Origin of the sequence: Streptococcus halotolerans, assembly GCF_001598035.1 — a bacterium.
Classification (GTDB): Bacteria; Bacillota; Bacilli; order Lactobacillales; family Streptococcaceae; genus Streptococcus; species Streptococcus halotolerans.
This window is the reverse complement of record NZ_CP014835.1, coordinates 1,944,382-1,965,552: the sequence shown is the minus strand read 5'-3', so window position 1 is coordinate 1,965,552 and position 21,171 is coordinate 1,944,382. Positions and strand designations below refer to the sequence as shown.

General features: G+C 39.7%; 16 protein-coding genes, 1 tRNA gene and 3 pseudogenes. 6 read left to right on the top strand and 14 right to left on the bottom strand.

The genetic code is table 11. The annotated features are described in order from the left end of the window. Positions 1-48: 48 nt before the first annotated feature. Positions 49-2,877: an excinuclease ABC subunit UvrA gene (gene uvrA, locus A2G56_RS09005; protein WP_062711745.1), complete on the bottom strand. Its 2,829-nt coding sequence runs from the start codon at positions 2,875-2,877 to the stop codon at positions 49-51. Between the two features lie 439 nt (positions 2,878-3,316). Between uvrA and A2G56_RS09000 the strand changes: the two genes are divergently transcribed. Together A2G56_RS09000 and A2G56_RS08995 are read left to right on the top strand one after the other, a co-directional pair. After that, complete coding sequence (locus tag A2G56_RS09000) at positions 3,317-4,261, top strand: magnesium transporter CorA family protein (RefSeq protein ID WP_062711743.1); 945 nt, start codon at positions 3,317-3,319, stop codon at positions 4,259-4,261. Between the two features lie 286 nt (positions 4,262-4,547). Then, entirely contained in the window at positions 4,548-5,219 is a 672-nt protein-coding gene (locus A2G56_RS08995) for a DUF1129 domain-containing protein (protein WP_062711740.1), read from the top strand. A 639-nt stretch (positions 5,220-5,858) separates the two neighbouring features. Here the strand turns inward: A2G56_RS08995 and rpsR are convergent. From rpsR to rpsF, 3 genes are read right to left on the bottom strand one after another with little or no spacing between them, the layout of a single operon-like run. After that, positions 5,859-6,098, bottom strand: a complete 240-nt coding sequence (gene rpsR / locus A2G56_RS08990; RefSeq protein ID WP_000068665.1) for a 30S ribosomal protein S18 — start codon at positions 6,096-6,098, stop codon at positions 5,859-5,861. A 35-nt stretch (positions 6,099-6,133) separates the two neighbouring features. Beyond that, on the bottom strand, positions 6,134-6,619 hold the full coding sequence (locus A2G56_RS08985) for a single-stranded DNA-binding protein (RefSeq protein ID WP_062711737.1): 486 nt from the start codon (positions 6,617-6,619) through the stop codon (positions 6,134-6,136). Positions 6,620-6,630: 11 nt separating this feature from the next. Further along, positions 6,631-6,921, bottom strand: a complete 291-nt coding sequence (rpsF, locus tag A2G56_RS08980) for a 30S ribosomal protein S6 (protein ID WP_062711734.1) — start codon at positions 6,919-6,921, stop codon at positions 6,631-6,633. A 367-nt stretch (positions 6,922-7,288) separates the two neighbouring features. On the opposite strand from rpsF, the pseudogene A2G56_RS10360 reads away from it, so the two are divergent. After that, positions 7,289-8,292 (top strand): annotated as a pseudogene (locus A2G56_RS10360) (IS630 family transposase). A gap of 15 nt (positions 8,293-8,307) precedes the next feature. Here the strand turns inward: A2G56_RS10360 and A2G56_RS10355 are convergent. The 6 genes and pseudogenes from A2G56_RS10355 to A2G56_RS08955 all read right to left on the bottom strand — a co-directional run. Further along, positions 8,308-8,502, bottom strand: a pseudogene (locus A2G56_RS10355) (transposase); the annotation flags it as partial. Between the two features lie 190 nt (positions 8,503-8,692). Further along, positions 8,693-9,553: an aldo/keto reductase gene (locus A2G56_RS08975; protein ID WP_062711732.1), complete on the bottom strand. Its 861-nt coding sequence runs from the start codon at positions 9,551-9,553 to the stop codon at positions 8,693-8,695. A gap of 54 nt (positions 9,554-9,607) precedes the next feature. Next, entirely contained in the window at positions 9,608-10,426 is an 819-nt protein-coding gene (locus tag A2G56_RS08970) for an SDR family oxidoreductase (RefSeq protein ID WP_062711729.1), read from the bottom strand. Positions 10,427-10,442: 16 nt separating this feature from the next. Further along, positions 10,443-11,027, bottom strand: a complete 585-nt coding sequence (locus tag A2G56_RS08965) for a TMEM175 family protein (protein WP_062711726.1) — start codon at positions 11,025-11,027, stop codon at positions 10,443-10,445. Between the two features lie 15 nt (positions 11,028-11,042). Then, positions 11,043-11,627 (bottom strand): NAD(P)H-binding protein, encoded by a 585-nt coding sequence (locus A2G56_RS08960; RefSeq protein WP_062711724.1) that lies wholly within the window; start codon positions 11,625-11,627, stop codon positions 11,043-11,045. Positions 11,628-11,640: 13 nt separating this feature from the next. Continuing rightward, positions 11,641-12,012, bottom strand: a complete 372-nt coding sequence (locus A2G56_RS08955; RefSeq protein ID WP_062712541.1) for a nuclear transport factor 2 family protein — start codon at positions 12,010-12,012, stop codon at positions 11,641-11,643. Between the two features lie 247 nt (positions 12,013-12,259). Between A2G56_RS08955 and A2G56_RS08950 the strand changes: the two genes are divergently transcribed. Beyond that, the gene (locus A2G56_RS08950; RefSeq protein ID WP_062711721.1) at positions 12,260-13,147 is read left to right on the top strand and encodes a LysR family transcriptional regulator; all 888 of its coding nucleotides are present in this window, start codon (positions 12,260-12,262) and stop codon (positions 13,145-13,147) included. 742 nt (positions 13,148-13,889) lie between these two features. Here A2G56_RS08950 and A2G56_RS08945 read toward each other — a convergent pair. Then, positions 13,890-13,962 (bottom strand) — tRNA-Thr (locus A2G56_RS08945). Between the two features lie 1,170 nt (positions 13,963-15,132). Here A2G56_RS08945 and A2G56_RS08935 point away from each other — a divergent pair. Continuing rightward, a pseudogene (locus tag A2G56_RS08935) lies at positions 15,133-16,238 on the top strand (IS3 family transposase). A 516-nt stretch (positions 16,239-16,754) separates the two neighbouring features. Further along, positions 16,755-17,903: an A/G-specific adenine glycosylase gene (mutY, locus tag A2G56_RS08930; protein WP_062711715.1), complete on the top strand. Its 1,149-nt coding sequence runs from the start codon at positions 16,755-16,757 to the stop codon at positions 17,901-17,903. A gap of 39 nt (positions 17,904-17,942) precedes the next feature. Here the strand turns inward: mutY and A2G56_RS08925 are convergent, their stop codons facing one another. The 3 genes from A2G56_RS08925 to A2G56_RS08915 form a co-directional block, all read right to left on the bottom strand. Next, entirely contained in the window at positions 17,943-18,584 is a 642-nt protein-coding gene (locus A2G56_RS08925; RefSeq protein ID WP_062711712.1) for an HAD family hydrolase, read from the bottom strand. 126 nt (positions 18,585-18,710) lie between these two features. Next, positions 18,711-19,754: a zinc-binding dehydrogenase gene (locus A2G56_RS08920; protein WP_062712539.1), complete on the bottom strand. Its 1,044-nt coding sequence runs from the start codon at positions 19,752-19,754 to the stop codon at positions 18,711-18,713. 321 nt (positions 19,755-20,075) lie between these two features. Further along, entirely contained in the window at positions 20,076-21,095 is a 1,020-nt protein-coding gene (locus tag A2G56_RS08915; RefSeq protein ID WP_237334409.1) for an alpha/beta hydrolase, read from the bottom strand. Positions 21,096-21,171: the final 76 nt, after the last annotated feature.

Here is a 21,171-nt window from a genome sequence, read left to right as displayed (position 1 = left end):
TTTCCCTTCAAAAAACAAAAGAAAACCCGACAAACATCGGATTCTCTCTTATTTAGATAACTTCCCTTTCAAATACTGTCCTGTATAAGAAGCTTCCACTTGTGCTACTTCTTCTGGCGTTCCTGTTGCGATGATCTGTCCACCACCAACACCGCCTTCTGGACCAAGGTCGATGATATGGTCTGCTGTCTTGATCACATCGAGATTGTGTTCGATGACAAGAACAGTGTTCCCTTCGTCCACAAAACGATTCAAAACCGTAATTAATCGGGCAATATCATCCGTATGAAGTCCAGTTGTTGGTTCATCCAAGATATATAAGGATTTACCAGTTGAGCGTTTATGCAGTTCACTAGCCAACTTCATCCGTTGAGCTTCCCCACCAGATAGGGTAGTTGCTGGCTGGCCCAGTGTCACATAACCTAGACCAACATCTTTAATGGTCTGAATTTTACGCGCAATTTTGGGAATAGCTGCGAAGAATTCCACCGCATCATCTATGGTCATTTCTAAAATGTCCGCAATCGTTTTGCCTTTGTAATGCACTTCCAAAGTTTCAGAATTATAACGTGTACCATGGCAAACCTCACAGGGAACATAGACATCTGGTAAGAAGTGCATCTCAATCTTGATAATACCATCACCAGAACAAGCCTCGCAGCGACCGCCTTTGACGTTAAAAGAGAAGCGGCCTTTTTTATAACCACGAATTTTTGCTTCATTCGTTTGGGCAAACAAGTCTCGAATATCATCAAAAACACCCGTGTAAGTCGCTGGATTAGAGCGTGGTGTACGCCCAATCGGACTTTGGTCAATATCAATCAAGCGCTCAATATGCTCAATCCCCTCCACAGACTGATGCTTACCTGGTTTATCAGAATTGCGATTTAATTTTTGGGCGATAGCTTTTTTGAGAATACTGTTGACCAGAGTTGATTTTCCAGAACCTGAGACACCCGTAACAGCAATAAATTGACCGAGTGGGAATTTGGCATCAATGGTTTGAAGGTTGTGCTCGCTAGCCCCTTTCACTTCAATGAAACGACCATTTCCCTGACGGCGTTCTTCTGGAACTGGAATAGCTTTTCGACCAGATAAGTATTGACCGGTAATTGATTTTTTCGATTTGGCAACTTGTTTAGGCGTGCCCGAAGCAACAATCTCACCACCGAGCGCCCCTGCTCCTGGTCCCACATCAATCAACCAGTCCGCTTCCATCATGGTATCTTCATCATGTTCCACAACGATCAGCGTATTGCCAAGATCACGCATCTTTTTCAAACTAGAAATCAGGCGATCGTTGTCCCTCTGATGAAGACCAATAGAAGGCTCATCTAGCACATAGAGGACTCCACTTAGATTGGAGCCAATCTGCGTTGCCAAGCGAATACGTTGGCTTTCTCCGCCTGATAAGGTTCCAGCCATCCGAGACAAGGTCAAATAATTTAGACCGACATTATTCAAGAAAGTCAAACGGTCAGTGATTTCCTTAAGGATTGGGCGGGCAATCATTTCATCATTTTCCCCGAGTGTTAAGCGCGAAAGTTGCTTCAAGTGGTCTTCGATGGATAGGTTTGAAATTTGTCCAATGTTCATCCCATCTGGGCCTCCGACGCGGACAGATAAGGCAGCATCATTGAGGCGATAGCCGTTACAGGTCGAACAAGTCAACTCGTTCATGTAATCACGCATCACACCACGAGTATATTCGGAATTAGTTTCGTGGTAACGGCGATTAACATTAGTCACCACTCCCTCAAAAGGCAAGTCAATATCACGCACACCACCGAAATCATTTTCATAGTGGAAATGAAACTCACGCTCTCCTGAACCGTAGAGAACTAGGTCTTTATCCTCATCAGATAAATCATCCCAAGGAGTATCCATATCGATGCCAAAACTTGTCATGGCTTGCTCCAACAAGGTCGGATAGTAATTAGACGAAATCGGATTCCATGGTGCTAGAGCGCCTTCTCTGAGGGTCTTTGTCCCATCTGGCACAATCAAATCCAAATCCACGACCAACTTCATTCCCAAGCCATCACAAGTTGGACAAGAACCAAATGGCGCATTAAATGAGAAGAGTCGAGGTTCTAACTCAGGGACTGTAAAGCCACAAACAGGACAGGAATAATGTTCTGAATATAGCAATTCATTACCATCCATGGTATCGATCATAAGATAACCATCACCTAGTCGAAGAGCAGCCTCAATAGAATCAAAGAGCCGTGAGCGAATGCCTTCTTTATTGACCAAACGATCAATAACCACTTCGATATTATGCATTTTACTCTTAGACAACTCAGGAACTTCTGTCACATCAAAGATATCACCATCTACACGAACCCGAACATAACCATCTTTTTGGATTCGTTCAAAAATTGTTTTATGCTGGCCTTTTTTACGACGAACAATTGGAGCAAGGATTTGCATCCGAGTACGTTCGGGTAATTCTAACACCTCGTCAACAATCTGTTCAACAGAAGAGGCTGAAATGGCACCATGTCCGTTGATACAGTAGGGTGTTCCCACACGCGCATACAACAAACGAAGATAATCGTTAATCTCTGTCGCCGTACCAACGGTCGAACGTGGGTTTTTACTAGTTGTTTTTTGGTCAATCGAAATAGCTGGGCTAAGTCCATCAATAGAGTCAACGTCCGGCTTTTCCATATTACCCAAAAATTGGCGAGCATAGGCTGAAAGACTTTCCACATAGCGTCTTTGCCCTTCAGCATAAATAGTATCAAAAGCCAAAGAAGATTTTCCAGAACCAGACAAACCTGTCACAACAACCAACTTATCTCGCGGAATCTCCACATCAATATTTTTTAAATTATGGGCGCGTGCCCCATGAATCACTAACTTATCTTGCATAATCTAAGATACAAAACCCAGCACATAGTCCATCGAAAAAGAAAACGACTAAAAGAGAATCCCCTTCAAATTGGTTTTTCTTTTTGACAGCATTTAGGGCGTATTTCATTCCTTTCATCCTTAGTTAGAAGCGTATCTAGTCTTTATCAAAACTTGATAGCAGAGAATTTTCAGCCAATATTCTTAAAAATAGCGTTAATCATGTCAAAACTCTTAGAAGTTTTAATCCTTTTGAACCATTTAAAACATCTTTTGATAACCGATTTAACCCCATTTTAAAACGGCGTAATTGCCAAGAAACTTCTTAAGGTTACTCTATTATAACAAAATCAGATTTTTTTACTGTAAAAAGAATCGTTAGACTCTGCTTTTTTTTGGAGCTAAAATAGAGTATAATAGTTAGGTATGGCTAAATTCTAACTTACAGGAGGGAATGTACATGAAACAAATGTTTCTGTCAACAGGAATTGACTTCAAAGAAATTGATACGTTCGAGCCCGGTGCTTGGATTAATTTGGTCAATCCTTCCCAGGAAGAATCCCATCAAATAGCTGAACGCTTCAATATTGACATTTCCGATTTACGAGCTCCCCTCGATATTGAAGAAACTTCTCGTATCACGGTTGAAGATGATTATACTTTGATTCTCGTCGACGTTCCTATCTATGAAGAGCGTAACAACAAAAACTACTATATGACTATTCCTCTGGGTATCATCGTCGCTGAAAATGCTGTTATTACGACTTGTCTAGAAGAATTATCTATTTTTGATCAATTTAAAAATCATCGTGTCAAAGGCTTTTATACTTTTATGAAGACACGATTCATTTTTCAACTCCTCTATCGCAATGCCATTTTATACCTAACCGCCTTACGTTCTATTGATCGCCAAAGCGACCGTATCGAAGCCCAATTGGAAGATGCCACTCGTAACGAACAACTGATCGACATGATGGAGTTGGAAAAATCCATCGTCTATCTAAAGGCTTCACTCAAAATGAATGAGCGAATCGTTAAAAAGCTCTCCAGTAATACCTCAAGTCTCAAAAAATACGTTGAGGACGAAGACCTGCTGGAAGATACCTTAATTGAAACCCAACAGGCTATTGAAATGGCAGGTATTTATGAAAATGTCTTGAATGCAATGGCGGAAACTTCTGCAGCTATCATCAATAACAATCAGAACACCATTATGAAAACCTTGGCGCTGATGACGATGGCATTAGACATCCCAACTGTCATCTTCTCAGCTTACGGCATGAACTTCCAAAACAACTGGTTACCTCTAAATGGTCTGCCACACGCCTTCTGGTACATCGTTTTTATCGCTTCTGTACTCAGTATGTTGGTTGTGCTTTACTTTATCAGGAAAAAATGGTTTTGATGCTTTATAGTTGGCAGTCGCAAAACGACTCGTCAAACAGTGGCATTAGCCAAATAACTGATTGGTACCGAAGGAATTTGCTAGCGCCTTAACCTCTTTAATAATCAGAGACTTTCTAAAACATCTTTTTGGCTTCTCCACACAAACTAATCCTAGAAGCTGATGAGATAAGATTATGGGGTGACTTTATGCTCAGGTACCTTAACCTTGTTAACAATCTGGTACTTTCTAAACCTTTTACAAAGGTAACGATAGATTAACTATTCCCATTTCTGAAAGGATTATCATGGATTTAAACAATCTCACTCACAAAAATCAAGAATTTATTCACATTGCTACTAAACAATTGATACAAGACGGCAAATCAGATACTGAAATTAAAACTATTTTAGAAGATATTTTGCCAACCATCGAAGAAAATCAAAAAAATGGTATTCCCGCGCGTTCTTTCCTCGGGGCTCCAACAACGTGGGCTGCGCAATTCACTAAATCAGAAGCAGAGATAAAAGCAGAAGCTCAAGAAGCCAAAAATACAAACCCTTGGCTTATGTGGACGGATGCTTCACTCTTTTGGCTTGGTTTCCTTGGCGTCATCACAGGTCTCCTTGCTCTTACCAATAACCAAACCCAATCTTACGGTTTATTATCACTAATAGTTGTTGGACTAGGTGGCGGAGCCTTTCTCTACACCACTTACTACTATATCTATCGTCATATGGGCAAAGAAAAATCCCAACGCCCAAATTTTTGGAAAAGCATTGGTCTCTTAGGACTTCTGATGATCGGTTGGTTAGTTCTGTTTAGTGCCACTACCTTTTTACCAGCAGCTATCAACCCACAATTACCTCCGCTCTTACTTATTCTAATAGGCGCAGTCGCTTTTGCTATCCGCTACTACCTCAAGAAAAAATACAATATTTTGAGTGCTATGTCAGCACAAGCTACACCTCGAAGATAACGACTAAAGCCAAACATCCGTTTTGATGTTTGGCTTTTTCAGTATGCGGCTGAAAGAACTCATTCAGTAAACTATAGTCTTTTGAATTAAGGTTGAGACATCGTCACTTTCGCCTTGCTCTACTCAAGTGCTGTCCGCATCTCAGTTCGTTGTCTCAACCTTAATTCATTCGATTATAACACATTCACATAATGCCTCGCCCTTAAAACAACAAGGTCTTTCACCGCCAATTGAGCTAATTTTTTTGAGTTTTTAGCACACCAAGCTTACGATCTCAACTAAGACTTATCTTTTACGCTTGTACAGTTAAGCCTTTGATACTCTGCAAAGGTAACCGTTTTTGATTGTAATATACAATCTCTTACAAATTCCTGACATCACGCTCCTCAAAAGCTATTAGAAAATGGCGTCTAAAGATTTTTTCGTCAATGTCATCACTTATCAAAACTAGACAACTGTTACAATCAAAAATCTCATTTATCACGCTATGCGAATAAAAGCTAATAAAATAGGTACAATGGTAACTTTTTTTGGAATTTTAGGAGCCTCAAGTCACTTCAAAGCGAATTTGATCACAGAGTGACTATTAGATATGATAAAACAAAAAACCACTCCCTGCTTAGGAAGTGGCCTAACGAATTAGTCTTCGTTTACGTAAGGCATAAGAGCCATAACGCGAGCACGTTTGATTGCTGTTGTTACTTTACGTTGGTTTTTAGCTGAAGTTCCTGTTACGCGACGAGGAAGAATTTTTCCACGTTCTGAAACGAAACGGCTAAGAAGTTCAGTATCTTTATAATCAACGTATTCAATTTTATTAGCTGCGATATAATCAACTTTTTTACGGCGTTTAAATCCGCCACGACGTTGTTGAGCCATATTATTTCTCCTTATATTATAGTATTAAGTCCATCCTAGAACGGTAAATCGTCATCTGAGATATCCATTGGGTTCGAATTACCAAATGGGCTCTCATCTCGACCAAAGTTTGGTGTTTGTGATGAAGATGAAAAACTGTTATTTGATGATTGGTTATTATAACCACCATTATAAGAACTTTGTGAACCACCTTCACGTGTAGCACGACTTTCCAACATTTGGAAATTTTCCGCAACAACTTCTGTTACATAAACGCGTTGGCCTTGTTGATTTTCATAATTACGCGTCTGGATACGTCCAGTGATACCAATTAAAGCACCTTTTTTAGCCCAATTAGCCAAATTCTCAGCTGACTGGCGCCAAATCACACAGTTAATGAAATCAGCTTCACGTTCACCATTTTGACTCTTGAAGTTACGGTTAACTGCAAGAGAGAAAGTAGCAACAGCAACATTGCTTGGTGTGTAGCGAAGTTCTGCATCTCTGGTCATACGACCAACAAGTACCACATTATTAATCATAAACTACCTTCTTACGCTTCGAGGTTAACGATCATGTGACGAAGAATGTCATTGTTGATTTTTGAAAGACGGTCAAACTCGTTAAGAGCGAAAGCATCTTCAGTTTCAACAGTAACGATGTGGTAAAGACCTTCGCGGAAATCTTTGATTTCGTAAGCAAAGCGACGTTTTTCCCAATCTTTTGATTCAACGATAGTAGCACCGTTATCAGTCAAGATAGAATCAAAACGTTCTACCAAAGCAGTTTTTGCTTCTTCTTCAATGTTTGGACGAATAATATAAAGAATTTCGTATTTAGCCATTGATATTTCCTCCTTTTGGACTAATGACCCCAAGACCTAGCAAGGGGTAAGTGAGGTATTCTCACAATTTATTATTATACCATTTCAAAACGAAATAGCAAGGATTTTCTTTAATTAGAAACGCTATTTATCATTCGAAAGTAATAATGTCTTGGTTAGGTCGAAAGTCAAAATGTCCTATTCTGTTAATCTAAAAAAATGTGGAAAACAGAATTAAACATAACAGAGTCAAAGAAATACTTAGTCATTAAAGCCGTATGTGATGGAAAAAACTTAAAAACAGAGCCTATCTAGAGCTGAGCCTAAGTCGAAGACAGTCAATCGTTTGATCATAGGCTATCAAGAAAAGGGAAAAATCCTTTATCCTATGAATGAACTCACTCCTTCCCAAACTCATGAATTAAAACAGGCACTCAGAGATAAAAGGAATACCAGAATCATAGACAAATTCAGGCGCTTATTCTTTACTCTGAATATCATAATTTAACAGCAGTAGCTAAATCAGTAGGCTTTGTCCACTAAAACATCCGAAATTTATTGAATCGCTATCAAGCCAGAGGTTTACAGAGTCTTCTCACTGAGAAACGTGGTGGACGTCGTCGTTTCTACATGACACAAACATTTCCTCAATGAAAAGTTTTTTCTACTCTAAATGGAAAATTTGTAACGGTCAATTCTCTTTTTAAGGCCTACCAATAATAAGTTGGTCGTCAAACAACTCGCTAAGGTTCCTATGCTCTTCTTAGGCATTATGGTTGGTGTAAGACTAGTCCTCTCCCTCAACATCCTAAAAAAGCAGACGGCCAAACCATTTTAGCGTCTAAAAATAAAATCTTTATTCGAGGAGAGAGCAAGTAAGTGCTTCATCGACGGGAAATTCTACCAAACCACCCCGCCTTATGTATCAAGATGAGATAAACTTTGGTCGTATCAGTAAGCTGGAGGCTCATTGATTACCATAGAATTATCGTCCTCATGTGGCTAGTCATCACATTCGTGAGTGCCGCTATTGTTATGGTGTTGTGGGGATACTCATACGGGCGAGTCATTTTTTTATCATAGCAGGTGGGTGTCATAGCGATTGGAGGATTGAGGGGCAACATCAGCTATCAGCGACCTATCCAGGTGATTACCTTATTTTAGTCATGGATAATGATGTTTGCCATAAATCTCAAACCTTAGCTATCTCTGAAAATATAGCATTTAGCTTCATTCCACCTGATACCCCTGAAATGAATCCTATTGAGCATTCACAAGCGTGGATTTAAGAATAAGGTATTTAGAACATTAAATGAGGCCATTGATAACCTTCAAGAGGTGATTCAAGCCTTATCTCTTCCCCAATTAAAATCGATTGTACACAGAGACTAGATATCTGCTATTTTTGAGTTTGAATGAGTATAACATCATAGAATCCAAACTCGGACGACCATTATCAGAAGAATAGGAGTCTTCAACTAAATCATAAATAAACTCAAAATCAATGATTTGCTCCACTTGAGGGAGAAAGTCATCCTCAAGAACCAACTGATCAAGAGTATAGCATCTAAATTGGTTACGATTATAGTCAGGGTTTTTTATGAAACTACTGCACCCTCACCAACACTTTTCTTTTATTATAAGCCGAAAATTAGTAAAAAGCCCTGAGAGACCTAGTTCTAAGAACTTTGTTTTCAATCTGAAGCAACGACTATCCGTTGTTTTTTATGTGTTAAGAAACTTTTGTCTCAGACTCTTTTGAACAAGAATACAGTAAGAATATCTTATGCAGCTAGTCGTTGGCATGAATGTCAAAATTCTTGAGCAACCAATCGCCAACACCAGTCGCATCTGGATTATGAGTTGGCTGATTTTTATCAAGAGCCCGAAGTTCTTTGATTTCCTCATCTGTTAGTTTAAAACTAAAAATATCAAGATTGGATTGAATACGAGCAGGTTTGGTAGATTTGGGCAAAACGATGATACCTTCTTGATTTTCAAATCTAAGAATAATTTGTCCCACATCTTTACCATATTTTTCAGCCAAACGCACGATAGTAGGGTTATTTAGCAGGTTTTGGTTACCTTGCCCGAGAGGACCCCAAGCTTCGATAAGAACATGGTCATTAGCTAATAACTCGCGCAACTCTTTTTGTTGCGCATAGGGATGACATTCCACTTGATTCACCGCAGGCAACGTTTTAAATCGCGGAACATATTCTTTCCAGAGTTTTGATGTCATGTTGGAAACACCGATGGATTTGACTTTGCCGGCAACTTTGAATTCCTCGAGAGCACGCCAGCCGTCCAGCACTTGACCGTAAGGTTGATGAAGTAAAACCAGATCAATATAGTCCAAACCTAACTTTTCTAGCGAAACTTCTAATCCATTCACAGCCGCGTCATAAGCATAATCTTGTAGCCAAAGTTTAGTTGTCACAAAAATTTCTTCACGAGTAAGTCCTGAATCAGCAATGGCTTGACCAACTTCTTTTTCATTGAAATAAGCTTGCGCAGTATCAATATGCCGATAACCAACAGCCAGAGCTTCTTTAACTGCTGTGTAGGTTGATCCGTCAGCCGGAATGCGGAAGACCCCAAAACCAACTGCAGGTATAGTGTTTCCATCATTGAGTGTAAACGTTTGTGTCATCATGCTCTCCTTATCATTGTTCATTATTTTATCAGGTTCCCTGTAAGCTTGTCGTTAGCCTCCGTAAAAATGGGCAGCAGTCGCTCCTCCATCAATTAAAAAGGTTGAACCAGTAATAAATTGTGCTCGCTCATTCATGATGAGTTCGGCTAAATCAGCTACCTCATCTGCTGTTCCAGGACGACCAGCAGGGGATTTAGCAAACATTTCCTTGTAAAAATCTCCGCGCGGACCATTAAATTCATCCAAAGCAAGTGGCGTTACAATGATACCTGGAGCTATATCGTTGATACGAGCACCACGCTTACCCCAACGCACTGCTTCATACATGGTGCGTTTTTCGTTGGCACGTTTGGCAAGCTGATAAGCATGCAAACCATCTCTGATATTTTTCGGTTGAAGAAAGTCCAAGCTAAGCAAATCTTCGGTTGCTGTTGTAGCTAGTTGTTTGTCTTGTTCAGCTGTTAAAGCTGGCATACGAAAACCAGACTGACTGGAAATTATTACACCAGAACCACCACTTTCAATCACCTTACCAACTTCTTCTAAGAGAACAGCTGTCCCGTAAAGATCAACTTTCAAAATGGTTTCAATAGAAGCCTGAGACGGTGAAACCCCGGCACCGTTGACTAGATATTTTATCGGACCAAACGTTTGAGCCCGTAAAATCATAGATTGGATAGACTCACGAGAAGACAAATCCATTTCCATCACTTCGACATCAAAACCAGCTTCTAGAAGGATTTTGCCAATTTTCCATGCATTTTCGAGTGATTTATCAGCTAAAACAATTTTCTTTCCATAGCCAATTCGACGCACAATTGCGAGTGAAATTTGTCCTGCACCTGTTACTAATAAAACATCTTTTGTCATGATATATTCTCCTAATTTAGTTATTTCGAGCTAAGTCGTTGACTACCCTGTGTGGTAAAATAATAAGAAAACCAGCTATTAAAATACTATACATCATTGCTGGTGGATACACTGTAACCGCTAATAATAAACCGATAAATTTCACTGCTAAATCAACACATAACATCAAGACACTGGATTTGACTTCTGTCATCAGTATTTTATTATTCCTATCAGCTTGAACCAGCGTATAATTTGACCAAGTTACACAGACTGAAACTAAAATGGTAATCATACCGTACATGACCTGTGTAAAACTATTTTGAAAATGTGCAGCAACAATTTTTGTGGTATATGGAAAGAATGAAACGAAAAACAATAGCAAGAGTTGTGTCCACACTGTTAAGCTACTAATTTTAGTCGCTTTGTGCCAAATATTATGAATACCTACCCACATGGTTCCCAACCAAAAGAAGGATAAAACATAGCTAAAAATACTAGGAGTTATCTTCCACAAACCTTGAACATTCAATGTTTGTGGAACTTCTAATTCTAGTATTAAAATCGTCATAATAATGGCTAAGACAGCATCAAAAAATGCTGAACACCTTTCTTTTGACATACTTAAGTTGCTCCTTTAATCACGCACTATTCCTAAATTTTCTTTCTGATATCTGCTCGTTTTTAAGGCAACGTCTTTCACAAAATCTGCAATAGCTGCACGCGAAATGGTATTGCCATAGATAATCTCACCTTTGGGAATGAGCTGATAGGAATGATCAGGTGAATTGTCAAACCAACCCGGTCGCAAAATAGTGTAGTCCAGGTCTGTTTGTTCTAGGATATCTGCTGCCTTACGGTAAGACCTCAAGATACTATCAACACGCCCATTTTGACCAGGCAATTCTCCATAAATCCCATAGGAAGAAACAAAGATAATTCTTCTGACAGTTTTTGCTTTCATGGCATCTATAACAGCAGTTATCATAGCTGGCAAATCTCCTGATAAGGCCACAAAAACTAAGTCACTACCACCAATAGCTTGTTCTAATGCACTTTTATCAAAGATACTAGCTGCAATTTTTGTCACGCGCACATGGTCTGACAGACGGTTGGCTGACCGTGAGAACAAGGTCAGTTCACTTTCTGTTTCTTCTAATATTGTTTTTGTCGCTGCTCGACCGAGCGACCCTGTGGCACCAATAATCGTTACTTTTGTCATGATGGACCTCCTCTTAATAAGCACTAGCTACTTGTTTGCTAATTTTCCAATGCCCATCTACTTTTTCAAAAGACATCTTCATTTGTAGTCGCCACATAAATGGACCAGATCCCCAGATGCGAGCCTTCACCCGGCTTTGACCGATAAGGCTGGCATGATTTCCAGAGATGGTGACATCCTTAATGACATCTTCCTCCCAAGAATAGTACTTCATCTCTTCTGTCTCAATCTGATCTAACCATTCTTCCACCGGTTGCTGATAACCTGTCATATGCACCAGCAAGGTATTTGGTTCTAGAATCCGTTTAAGTGTTTCAATATCCTTATCTACCATGGCCTGATTGACCTGGCGATAGAGATTTTTTAAGGTTATTTCTTCTGACATTTTGTCTCTCCTTTCAGAATTAGTAGGTTGAGATAATAAAACAGATGTATCTTTAGCTACGAATTGTTCTGTATAACCCTGAAGTCCCAAAACAAAACTTGCAATCACGATGATACTCTTAGCAGTTATTCGTCTGCTCATTTACTCACTTCCATTTTGCTTGATATCCTTACTATAAACCCTTACAATAAAATTATCCAATACTTATTTTCGATTATTTATCAAATTATTTTATAAGGAAAATACCATGAATACCAAACAAATGACCTACCTCATTGAAACAGCTAAGACACTAAACTTAAGTCGTGCAGCTGAGAATCTCTATATTTCTCAACCATCGCTATCTTATCAAATCAAAACGATTGAAGAGGAAGTCGGTTTTGCTGTTTTCGATCGTGTCGGAAAAAGCATCCGTATGACACCTGCGGGAGAGGAGCTAATCATCTCCCTGCAGCGTATTTCACGCGAACTGCAATTTGCTATTGAGCAGGCACAAAATATGGGGGAGCGATACAAAGATGCGATTAAAATTGGATTTCAGGCTCGTACCTCACTCTATTATCTACCGAAAGCCATCAAAATTTTTGAAGAAAAACAGCCATCTGTTCAGATTGTTCCTGAAATCCAGTCACCCAATAGATTCATCAACTCCTTTATGAGCAAGGAATTGGACATTATTTTACTGCCGAAAGAGGAAGCTGAGAAATTGACAGGAGTACGCACCTATCCGCTGTTTACCAGCCAGATCTATCTTCTTTGTCAGAATTCAGACCCCCTTGCTCAGAAAGACCTCATTACAACTAACGATTTAGCTCATCGGACCTTGCTTGTGAATGGTGGTTCATCTGCTACTCTACGTCAAGTTCAACAACGAGTTCTGTCATCTGTTCCTATCCATTACTATAATAGTCCGACGCACGATTTTACGCTGATACAGGTTGCAAGTGACAAGGCAATCTGTCTCTCTCCAGGCTATCTGAATGATCACTCTGATCAATTTGCTTGGATTCCTTTTGATTGTCCTGAGCAGTTTGAATTTGTTCTCGTTACGCACAAGGATAATCGGACACCTAGCCTCAAAGTTTTGATAGATATTTTGGTTGATTTATATGATTCTTCAATGAGGAAATTTTAAAAAACTTAATTATAACTTTTGGGAATAGCATTTTGCACCTTATAACTCTTTTTTGGCAAACTCTTCATAAATGTTCTTGATTTTTGAGGGCAGGCTCCGTTCCACAATATACTTTCAAACAGTACCCATTCTATTGCGTGCGACAGTATAGGTACCTGCTATCCGTACACGTTGAAGTAACATCACTGCTTGTACGAACTGATTTATCAGAGAAGCAGAAGGATATAATTTGCCCATGCGATAGCTGTCGCAAAACGTAGTGATACAATAACAGCGATCCGCTGAGTACGTAGTTCTGCTCATAAAGGCCTAGAAGTCTTTGAACGAAAGAGATAGTAAAAAGCCTTGATTTTAAGGCTTTTTAGCATATAGGGAGAAGTACCAAAATAAGAGTATGGACAGATCTAGTAGGTTTGATAGGATAATTGAAGAGTAATTTATTTCCAGAAACTCTAGGGATACGTATTTGTTTCCATAGACTAGGGGTTAATAGGAATAAGAACTTGTATTCACAATTGTGAATACAAGTTCTAAAACAGTCTGGGGATAGACTGTTTTAATCCACTACCTCACGATAGCTAGTCTTGGGAGCCGCTATTGGCTTCACCGGTGGCAGGTACCCACGGTGGACTTTCATCTCAGATTTACGACATGCCCGTCTTACCAAAAAACCAAACCTCCAAAAGGAAGATTATCTTCAATCTTAAAAGCCCTATTTCAAGGGCTTTTGTCTATATTTTGATGCCGATTGCAGGGATCGAACCTGTGACCTACGCGTTACGAGTGCGTTGCTCTACCAACTGAGCTAAATCGGCTTAACATGATTATTTTAGCACTTTAACTGATTCTGTCAAGTCTTTCACAAAATTAAAAAAGATACTTACTGCACGCTTGTAAGTACCTTTTTAATGTGTAAAATATTCGTCTAAAATATAATTCTCCTTTCATATGTACGATTTCATAAGGAGTATCTAGCGTCATTAAAGTTTTTATTAATTTCGTTATTTATATTTTGAATAATATCGTCCTCCTTTAATACTTCAGTAAAGAGGATTGTCTCCGTTTTTATAACGGCTAATGTTAAATCTTAGCATCGTTCACCTCATTTTAATGATCCATTAACCTGAGTGACTATAGACACTGACTTAATTGTCACCGTTCTTGTAACGTCCAATATCAAATGTTAGCATAGGCGTTCCTCCATATTGTCTTTAAACAAGTCTGAATTTACGTTTTTGATATATGCACAACCTGAGTGACATTAACAATAGTTTATTTTTCAGCACACCCTGAGTAACGCGACGACTTTATTGAGCTCAATCGGTGGTTAATCACCATGTTATCAAAATAAAACTAATACCTATTTCTCATCGTGAGAAATAAACAATACCTATTAACAACGGATTTGTCTTTAAGTTATTTGCTGCAATAACTTAAACTGTCTCCGTTTTTATAGCGTCCTTTATTGAATTCCATCATGAGTGTTACCTCCTAATTGAAAACAAGTTCTAGAAACTTTGTCAGTAAAATGTTTCAGTTATATCTTATACTAAAAGTTTTATCAGTGATCACTTTGATACGCAAAATGTAAAGTTAATAAGGTGTAAAGTTTGCCTACTATTTATCCGGAGACTTAACTATCTCCGTTCTTGTACCGTGCGACATGTGGTTTCATCATAAGATTACCTCCTATAAATCTGTTTCTTCTGTCATCCTTCTTTGTACTTTAATTATATTGTATGCGCTTTCTTTTGTCAAGAAAAAACATTAGTAGACCTCTTTTTTATCATTCGAAAGTGATAATGTCTTGGCTAGGTCGAAAGTCAAAATGTCCATTTCTGACGCCAGGAGCTTTAAAGGAATGGCACTGAACAGATCTGACTAAAATATCTCAGCACTAACATTTACGATGAATTGAATCGGTTACACTAAACTAGACAGAATTTATAAAGTGTTCTAATAGTAATCAAAAACAGGAGAAAGTTATGTCTAGAAGAGTACGTCGTCAATTCACAGATGACTTTAAACAACAAATCGTTGACCTTCACAATGCAGGTATGAAACGTAGCGAAATCATCAAAGAATATGATTTAACCCCCTCAACCTTCGACAAATGGGTGAGACAAGCTAAAACAACTGGTTCCTTCAAATCGGTTGATAATCTAACAGAGGACCAACGGGAGCTCATAGCCCTTAGAAAACGCAATAAAGAACTCGAAATGCAGCTAGACATCCTAAAGCAAGCGGCAGTGATTATGGCACAAAAAGGCAAATAATCACTGCTAACAAGGATAAATACAGCATTTCAGCCATGTGTCGTTGGTTGAACCTCCCTCGTTCTAGCTATTACTACAAAGCCATAGAGCCAGTATCGGAAACAGAGCTTGAAGAAAAAGTTAAGCAGATTTTCCTTGAGAGCAAATCTAGATATGGTGCTCGAAAGATCAAGAAATGTCTGGAAACAGAAGGAATCCTCTTGTCTCGTCGTCGCATTCGTCGGATCATGAAGCGATGGAATCTCGTATCTGTTTACCAGTAGACTACCTTCAAGTCGCATTCTAAAGGGAAAAATGAAGCATCCATTCCAAATCGCTTAGCCAGACAATTCAATCGAAAAAGGCCACTTGAAGCGATTGTAACAGACTTAACTTATGTCCGTGTTGGTAAGCGCTGGGCTTATGTTTGCTTGATAATAGACCTCTATAATCGTGAAATCATTGGTCTGTCAGTCGGTTGGCAGAAGACCGCAGAGCTCGTAAAGCAAGCGATTCAGAGTATCCCTTATGCCCTAACCAAGGTCAATCTTTTCCATTCTGATCGTGGTAAGGAGTTTGATAATCAGCTGATTGATGAGGTGTTAGGAGCATTCGGTATCACCCGTTCACTTAGTCAATCAGGCTGTCCTTATGATAATGCCGTGGCTGAAAGTACTTATCGTTCCTTCAAACTTGAGTTTATTAATCAAGAAATCTTTCATTCACTTGAAGAACTAACTCTCAAAACCAAGGACTACGTCCACTGGTGGAATCATCATCGCATTCACGGTAGTCTCAACTATCAAACCCCCATGGCTCGACGAGTTATCGGTTGACAAAAAACACTTTATAAAAATTGTACAGAAAAGTGTTGCCTTTTCAAATCAAAAAAAGAAAAACAGCACTTCTGTGAAGCTAGACTTATATGCAGTAGCAAAAAGTAGCTTTTAGCTGGCAAGTCATACCGAAAGGCCTTGACCACTAGTCTACAAGGCACCAAACTCCTTACCATAGATAAATAGCAATCTTATATAGTCGAATGAATTAACTTTGAGATAAAGAACTGAGAAGCGGGCAGCAATTGAGTAGGGTAATGCGAAAGCGAAGATGTTACAATCTTAATTCAAAAGACTATAAACCCTCCAACTCCAAACACACCGACCAACTTTGAACTCTCAACAGAAAATAATGGCAACCACTATACCGACACCACTGTTAGAAATCTCTTCTACACGTAAGCTTGTTACTCTTAAAACTTAGAAAAACTGTCAACAGTTAAGCTGTACCTTCAATTCCTATCGCCTTAGGAGCTTTTTTCTGTTCAAAAGACACTTCTTTGTTACAATAGAAATATGTTAGATTTAAAAGATTACGGCATCAAAATGTGGGATGATGACAAGATTGCTTCCTTTCGTCGCACACTCTTAACATGGTATGACCAAGAAAAGCGGGATTTGCCTTGGCGACGCACAAATAATCCATACTACATTTGGATTAGTGAAATCATGTTACAACAAACACAAGTCATTACAGTGATTCCCTATTACGAGCGCTTTTTAGAATGGTTCCCGACAGTGGCTGATTTGGCTAATGCTCCAGAAGAAAAATTATTAAAAGCGTGGGAAGGATTAGGCTACTACTCTCGCGTGCGAAACATGCAAAAAGCTGCCCAGCAAATCATGTCAGACTTTGACGAAACTTTTCCAGAACGATATGAGGATATCCTTTCCCTCAAAGGAATCGGACCTTACACGGCTGGCGCAATTGCAAGCATTGCTTTTCAGCTGCCTGAACCAGCCGTTGATGGCAATGTTATGCGGGTCATGGCTAGACTTTTTGAAGTGGATTATGATATTGGTGACCCCAAGAATCGGAAAATTTTCCAAGCTATCATGGAAAGGTTAATTGATCCAGAGAGACCTGGCGATTTCAATCAAGCTTTGATGGACTTAGGGACAGATATTGAGTCCGCTAAAAACCCTCGACCTGATGAATCCCCTATTCGTTTTTTTAACGCTGCTTATCTAAATGGTACTTATGACAAATATCCTATCAAGTTGCCTAAGAAAAAACCAAAACCCTTAGAATGTCAAGCTTTTATCATCCGAAATCAGGAGGGAGAATTACTTCTTGAAAAAAAGATGCAGGGACGATTATTGGATGGCTTCTGGTCTTTTCCCATTATAGAAACGTCACTTATCGGTCAACAGACCAATCTTTTTGAAGACACAACTTCCCTTTTAAAACCTCTTTCACAAAAAGATAATTTTGAAAAAAGCTATGCCATAAAACCAACTTGGACCAATCGAAGTTTCAAGCAAATTAAACATACTTTTAGTCATCAAAAATGGACAATGACTTTGGTCGAGGGTCTTATCAAAAAAGAAGACCTGCCAGAAGGAGAACATCTTCATTGGGTTAGCATCGATCATTTGGACAACTACCCTATGGCAACTCCTCAAAAAAAGATGTTAGCAGAATATCTGAGCAATGAAAGATAAACAAAACAGCCTCCACACAAAAGGCTGTTTTTCTAGTCTCTATTTTAGCAAATCAAGCAATTGCTCCAAGTGGTTGATAAAAGCATCCGCTTGACTTTGATCAACGCCAAAGCGTTCATCTTTAAGGGCAACCACTCTCAAGCCAGCTCTCTTTCCGGCTGCTATCCCTTTTTGGCTATCTTCAATGACTAAGGCTTGATTTTTCTCAACTCCTAATTGAGCAATAGCTTCTTGGTAGATAGCTGGATGAGGTTTACTTTCTGGAAAATCTTCACCCGATAAGATAATCTCAAAAGCATCATACAAGCCTGAACCTTTAAGAGCCCGTTCAATATCAAAAATAGCCGAACTTGAAGCCAAAACCAGACGATAGCCGTCCGCTTTCAAACGGTGGATAACAGTTTTTGCTCCAGGCATGATGAGTTCAGGGTAAGGAGCAGGCTGCTCTTGTTTTTTCTGGCGATAAGCCTCTTCCAATTTGGGAATATCCCAGTTATCATAATCATTACCCAAGACTAGCTGCCAAGATTGCTTGACATTGCCTCCAATAAAATCTTTTGGTGCTAGATGTTCTATATTAATCCCTTGTTGCGCTAAAAATTTTTTTCGACGCTCAAAGTAAAATATTTCAGTATCAAAAAGGACACCGTCCATATCAAAAATCACTGCTTTTATAGCCATAAAAATCACCTCACACCTATTGTAACATAAGAAAACCAGACAGCCGAGCCATCTGGTTTTTAGGAGATTATGAAAAAGAAAAGTTTTAGGATGCTTAGAGTATATCTAACATAGCTTAAAATTTTCTTAAGAAACAACAAGCATAGACTTAATCGTTTGCCGATCAGCCATGTCTTGATAGGCTTGGTTAATATCGTCTAATTGATAAGTATCAGTGAAGACTCTTCCTGGATTAATGTCCCCATCTAAAACCGCTTTAAGGAGAAATGCCTTATCATAAGTGGTGACCGAGGCTGATCCTCCGCCAAATGAAATGTTCTGGGCAAACGTTGAGCCAATGGGGCGGTCACTGTAATGAGGTACGCCAACATAGCCAACGCGGCCTCCGTTATGAAGAACACCAATAGCCTGTTCAAGGGCAGCTTCCGTTCCAACACACTCTAAAGCAGCATCTGCTCCACCACCTAGAATTTCGCGAACTTTGGCAATACCTTCTTGGCCACGTTCAGCTACCACTGCAGTAGCACCAAATTCAAGCGCCAATCGTTGCCGATCTTCATAGCGACTCATAAGGATAATTTGAGAAGCACCTCGCATTTTAGCAGCTATGACAGCGCACTGTCCAACAGCACCATCTCCAATCACAACGACTTTATCTCCTTTTTGAACATTAGCACAACGAGCAGCATGGTAACCTGTTGGCATCACATCAGCTAAGGTTAAGAGCGACTTAATCATTCCTTCTGAATAATCACTCGGCTGACCAGGAACTTTTATGAGTGCCCAATTGGCATAATGGAAGCGAATGTATTCAGATTGGAAACCATTTGACCAGTTAGTCGGTGCTTCATGCTTGTCACAGGTTCCATCAAAGCCAGCACGACAGGCGTCACATTCTCCACATCCATGTGTAAACGGTACAATAACAAAATCTCCTGGCACCACTGTGGTAATGTCAGCACCAACTGCTTCCACAATCCCTAAAGCTTCGTGACCAGAATTTTCTGAGTGAGCCTTTTTATTATCGCCATGTGAATAAGACCATAAATCTGAGCCGCAGACACAGGCACGAACAACCTTAACAATCACATCATCGGCAGCTTGAATAGAGGGTTTGGTTACCTCTTCAATAATCATCTGACCAGCAGATTCAAAAATAGCAGTTTTCATTTTCATAGAAGATACCTAGCCCACAACCGTCACGTCAAAATAGAAAAGTCAACAACGATGCCAAATCACCAGGCTAGTTTGACCTTCTTACAGAGACGGTAGGTGAGCTCAGTCACGTCAGTGACCAAATCATCCTTTCTGTATGTATAAATAGTGGCGCTTGCATTTAGCTGCAAGCTTTCTCATTCTAAACTTTTTAGACTCCATACCCTGTCGTTTGGGGGGAGCTTTTCCAGCAAACTTCTTTCACTGTCCGAATGGATTAAGCTCATACTGACAATGCTGACTTCTACCTTATAGCGACACAATCTCTTTAGAAAGTCATTTCTGCAATGACAAGTGTTGGGCAAAAAATTCAACCAATCTATCAAACGGAATCTTATCCTTTTGATCATAAAGATCTACATGATCTGCTCCTGGGACAATAAGTAACTCTTTAGGCTCATTGGCAAGAGCGTAGGCTTCCTCAGAATGATAGAGCGAGTGGGCATTTTCACCGGCGACAAAAAGAATAGGCCTTGGTGAAATATCCTTGATATTAGCATAGAGCGGAAATTGGTAAAAGGACATCGGCGTCGTTGCTGTCCAAGCAGCCGTAGAGTTAATCGAACGTTCATGGTAACCACGAGATGTGCGATAATAATCAAAAAAAGCTTTAGCAATAGAATCGGCATCTTCTGGCAATTGCTTAGGGAAGAGATTATCGTCTGACATAACGTTTCCCGCTGTGTCAAAACCAAGTTCGTGGTAGCCAAGAGAATAATGGCCCGTTTCGGTAGCACCCTTATCCACATCTATCCAGCGTTGCTGACTAACATAATCACGAAGTTTTGCTTTTTGGTCATCGCTGTAGCTATTTTTATAGCCAAGATACATAGACTTGGACATATCGTACATGGAAGCCGTCGCCACCGCCTTGATACGAGTATCTGCTCCAGCTGCGGTCAATGCCATGCCAGACAAGCCACAAATGGCCTGAGCACCAATGCGGTCACGATTCACATAAGGCAGATTACCGAGATAATCAACGGCTGCGCTATAATCCTCCGCAAAAATAGCTGGCTCTGCTACGTTGCGAACAGCGCCTCCTGACTCGCCGGTAAATGATGGGTCGAAGGCTAGCGCAACAAAGCCATTTTTGGCAAATTCTTGAGCATATAAGCCTGAGGCTTGCTCTTTAACGGCACCAAAAGGACCAGAAACCACTATGGCCGGCCATAGCTTGTCTTCGTAGTTCTCGGGTAAATACAAATCTGCAGCTACCTCAATCCCAAAACGATTGTTAAAATGAACCTTTTGTGCTTGGATAGTGGAATAAATGTCAAATGTTTTTGTCATCATAAACCTCTTTTCTAATGACTAAATAGCGTAAGCACGGATTTCGTTAAATTCATTTCTAAGGGGGATTATAGTTTAC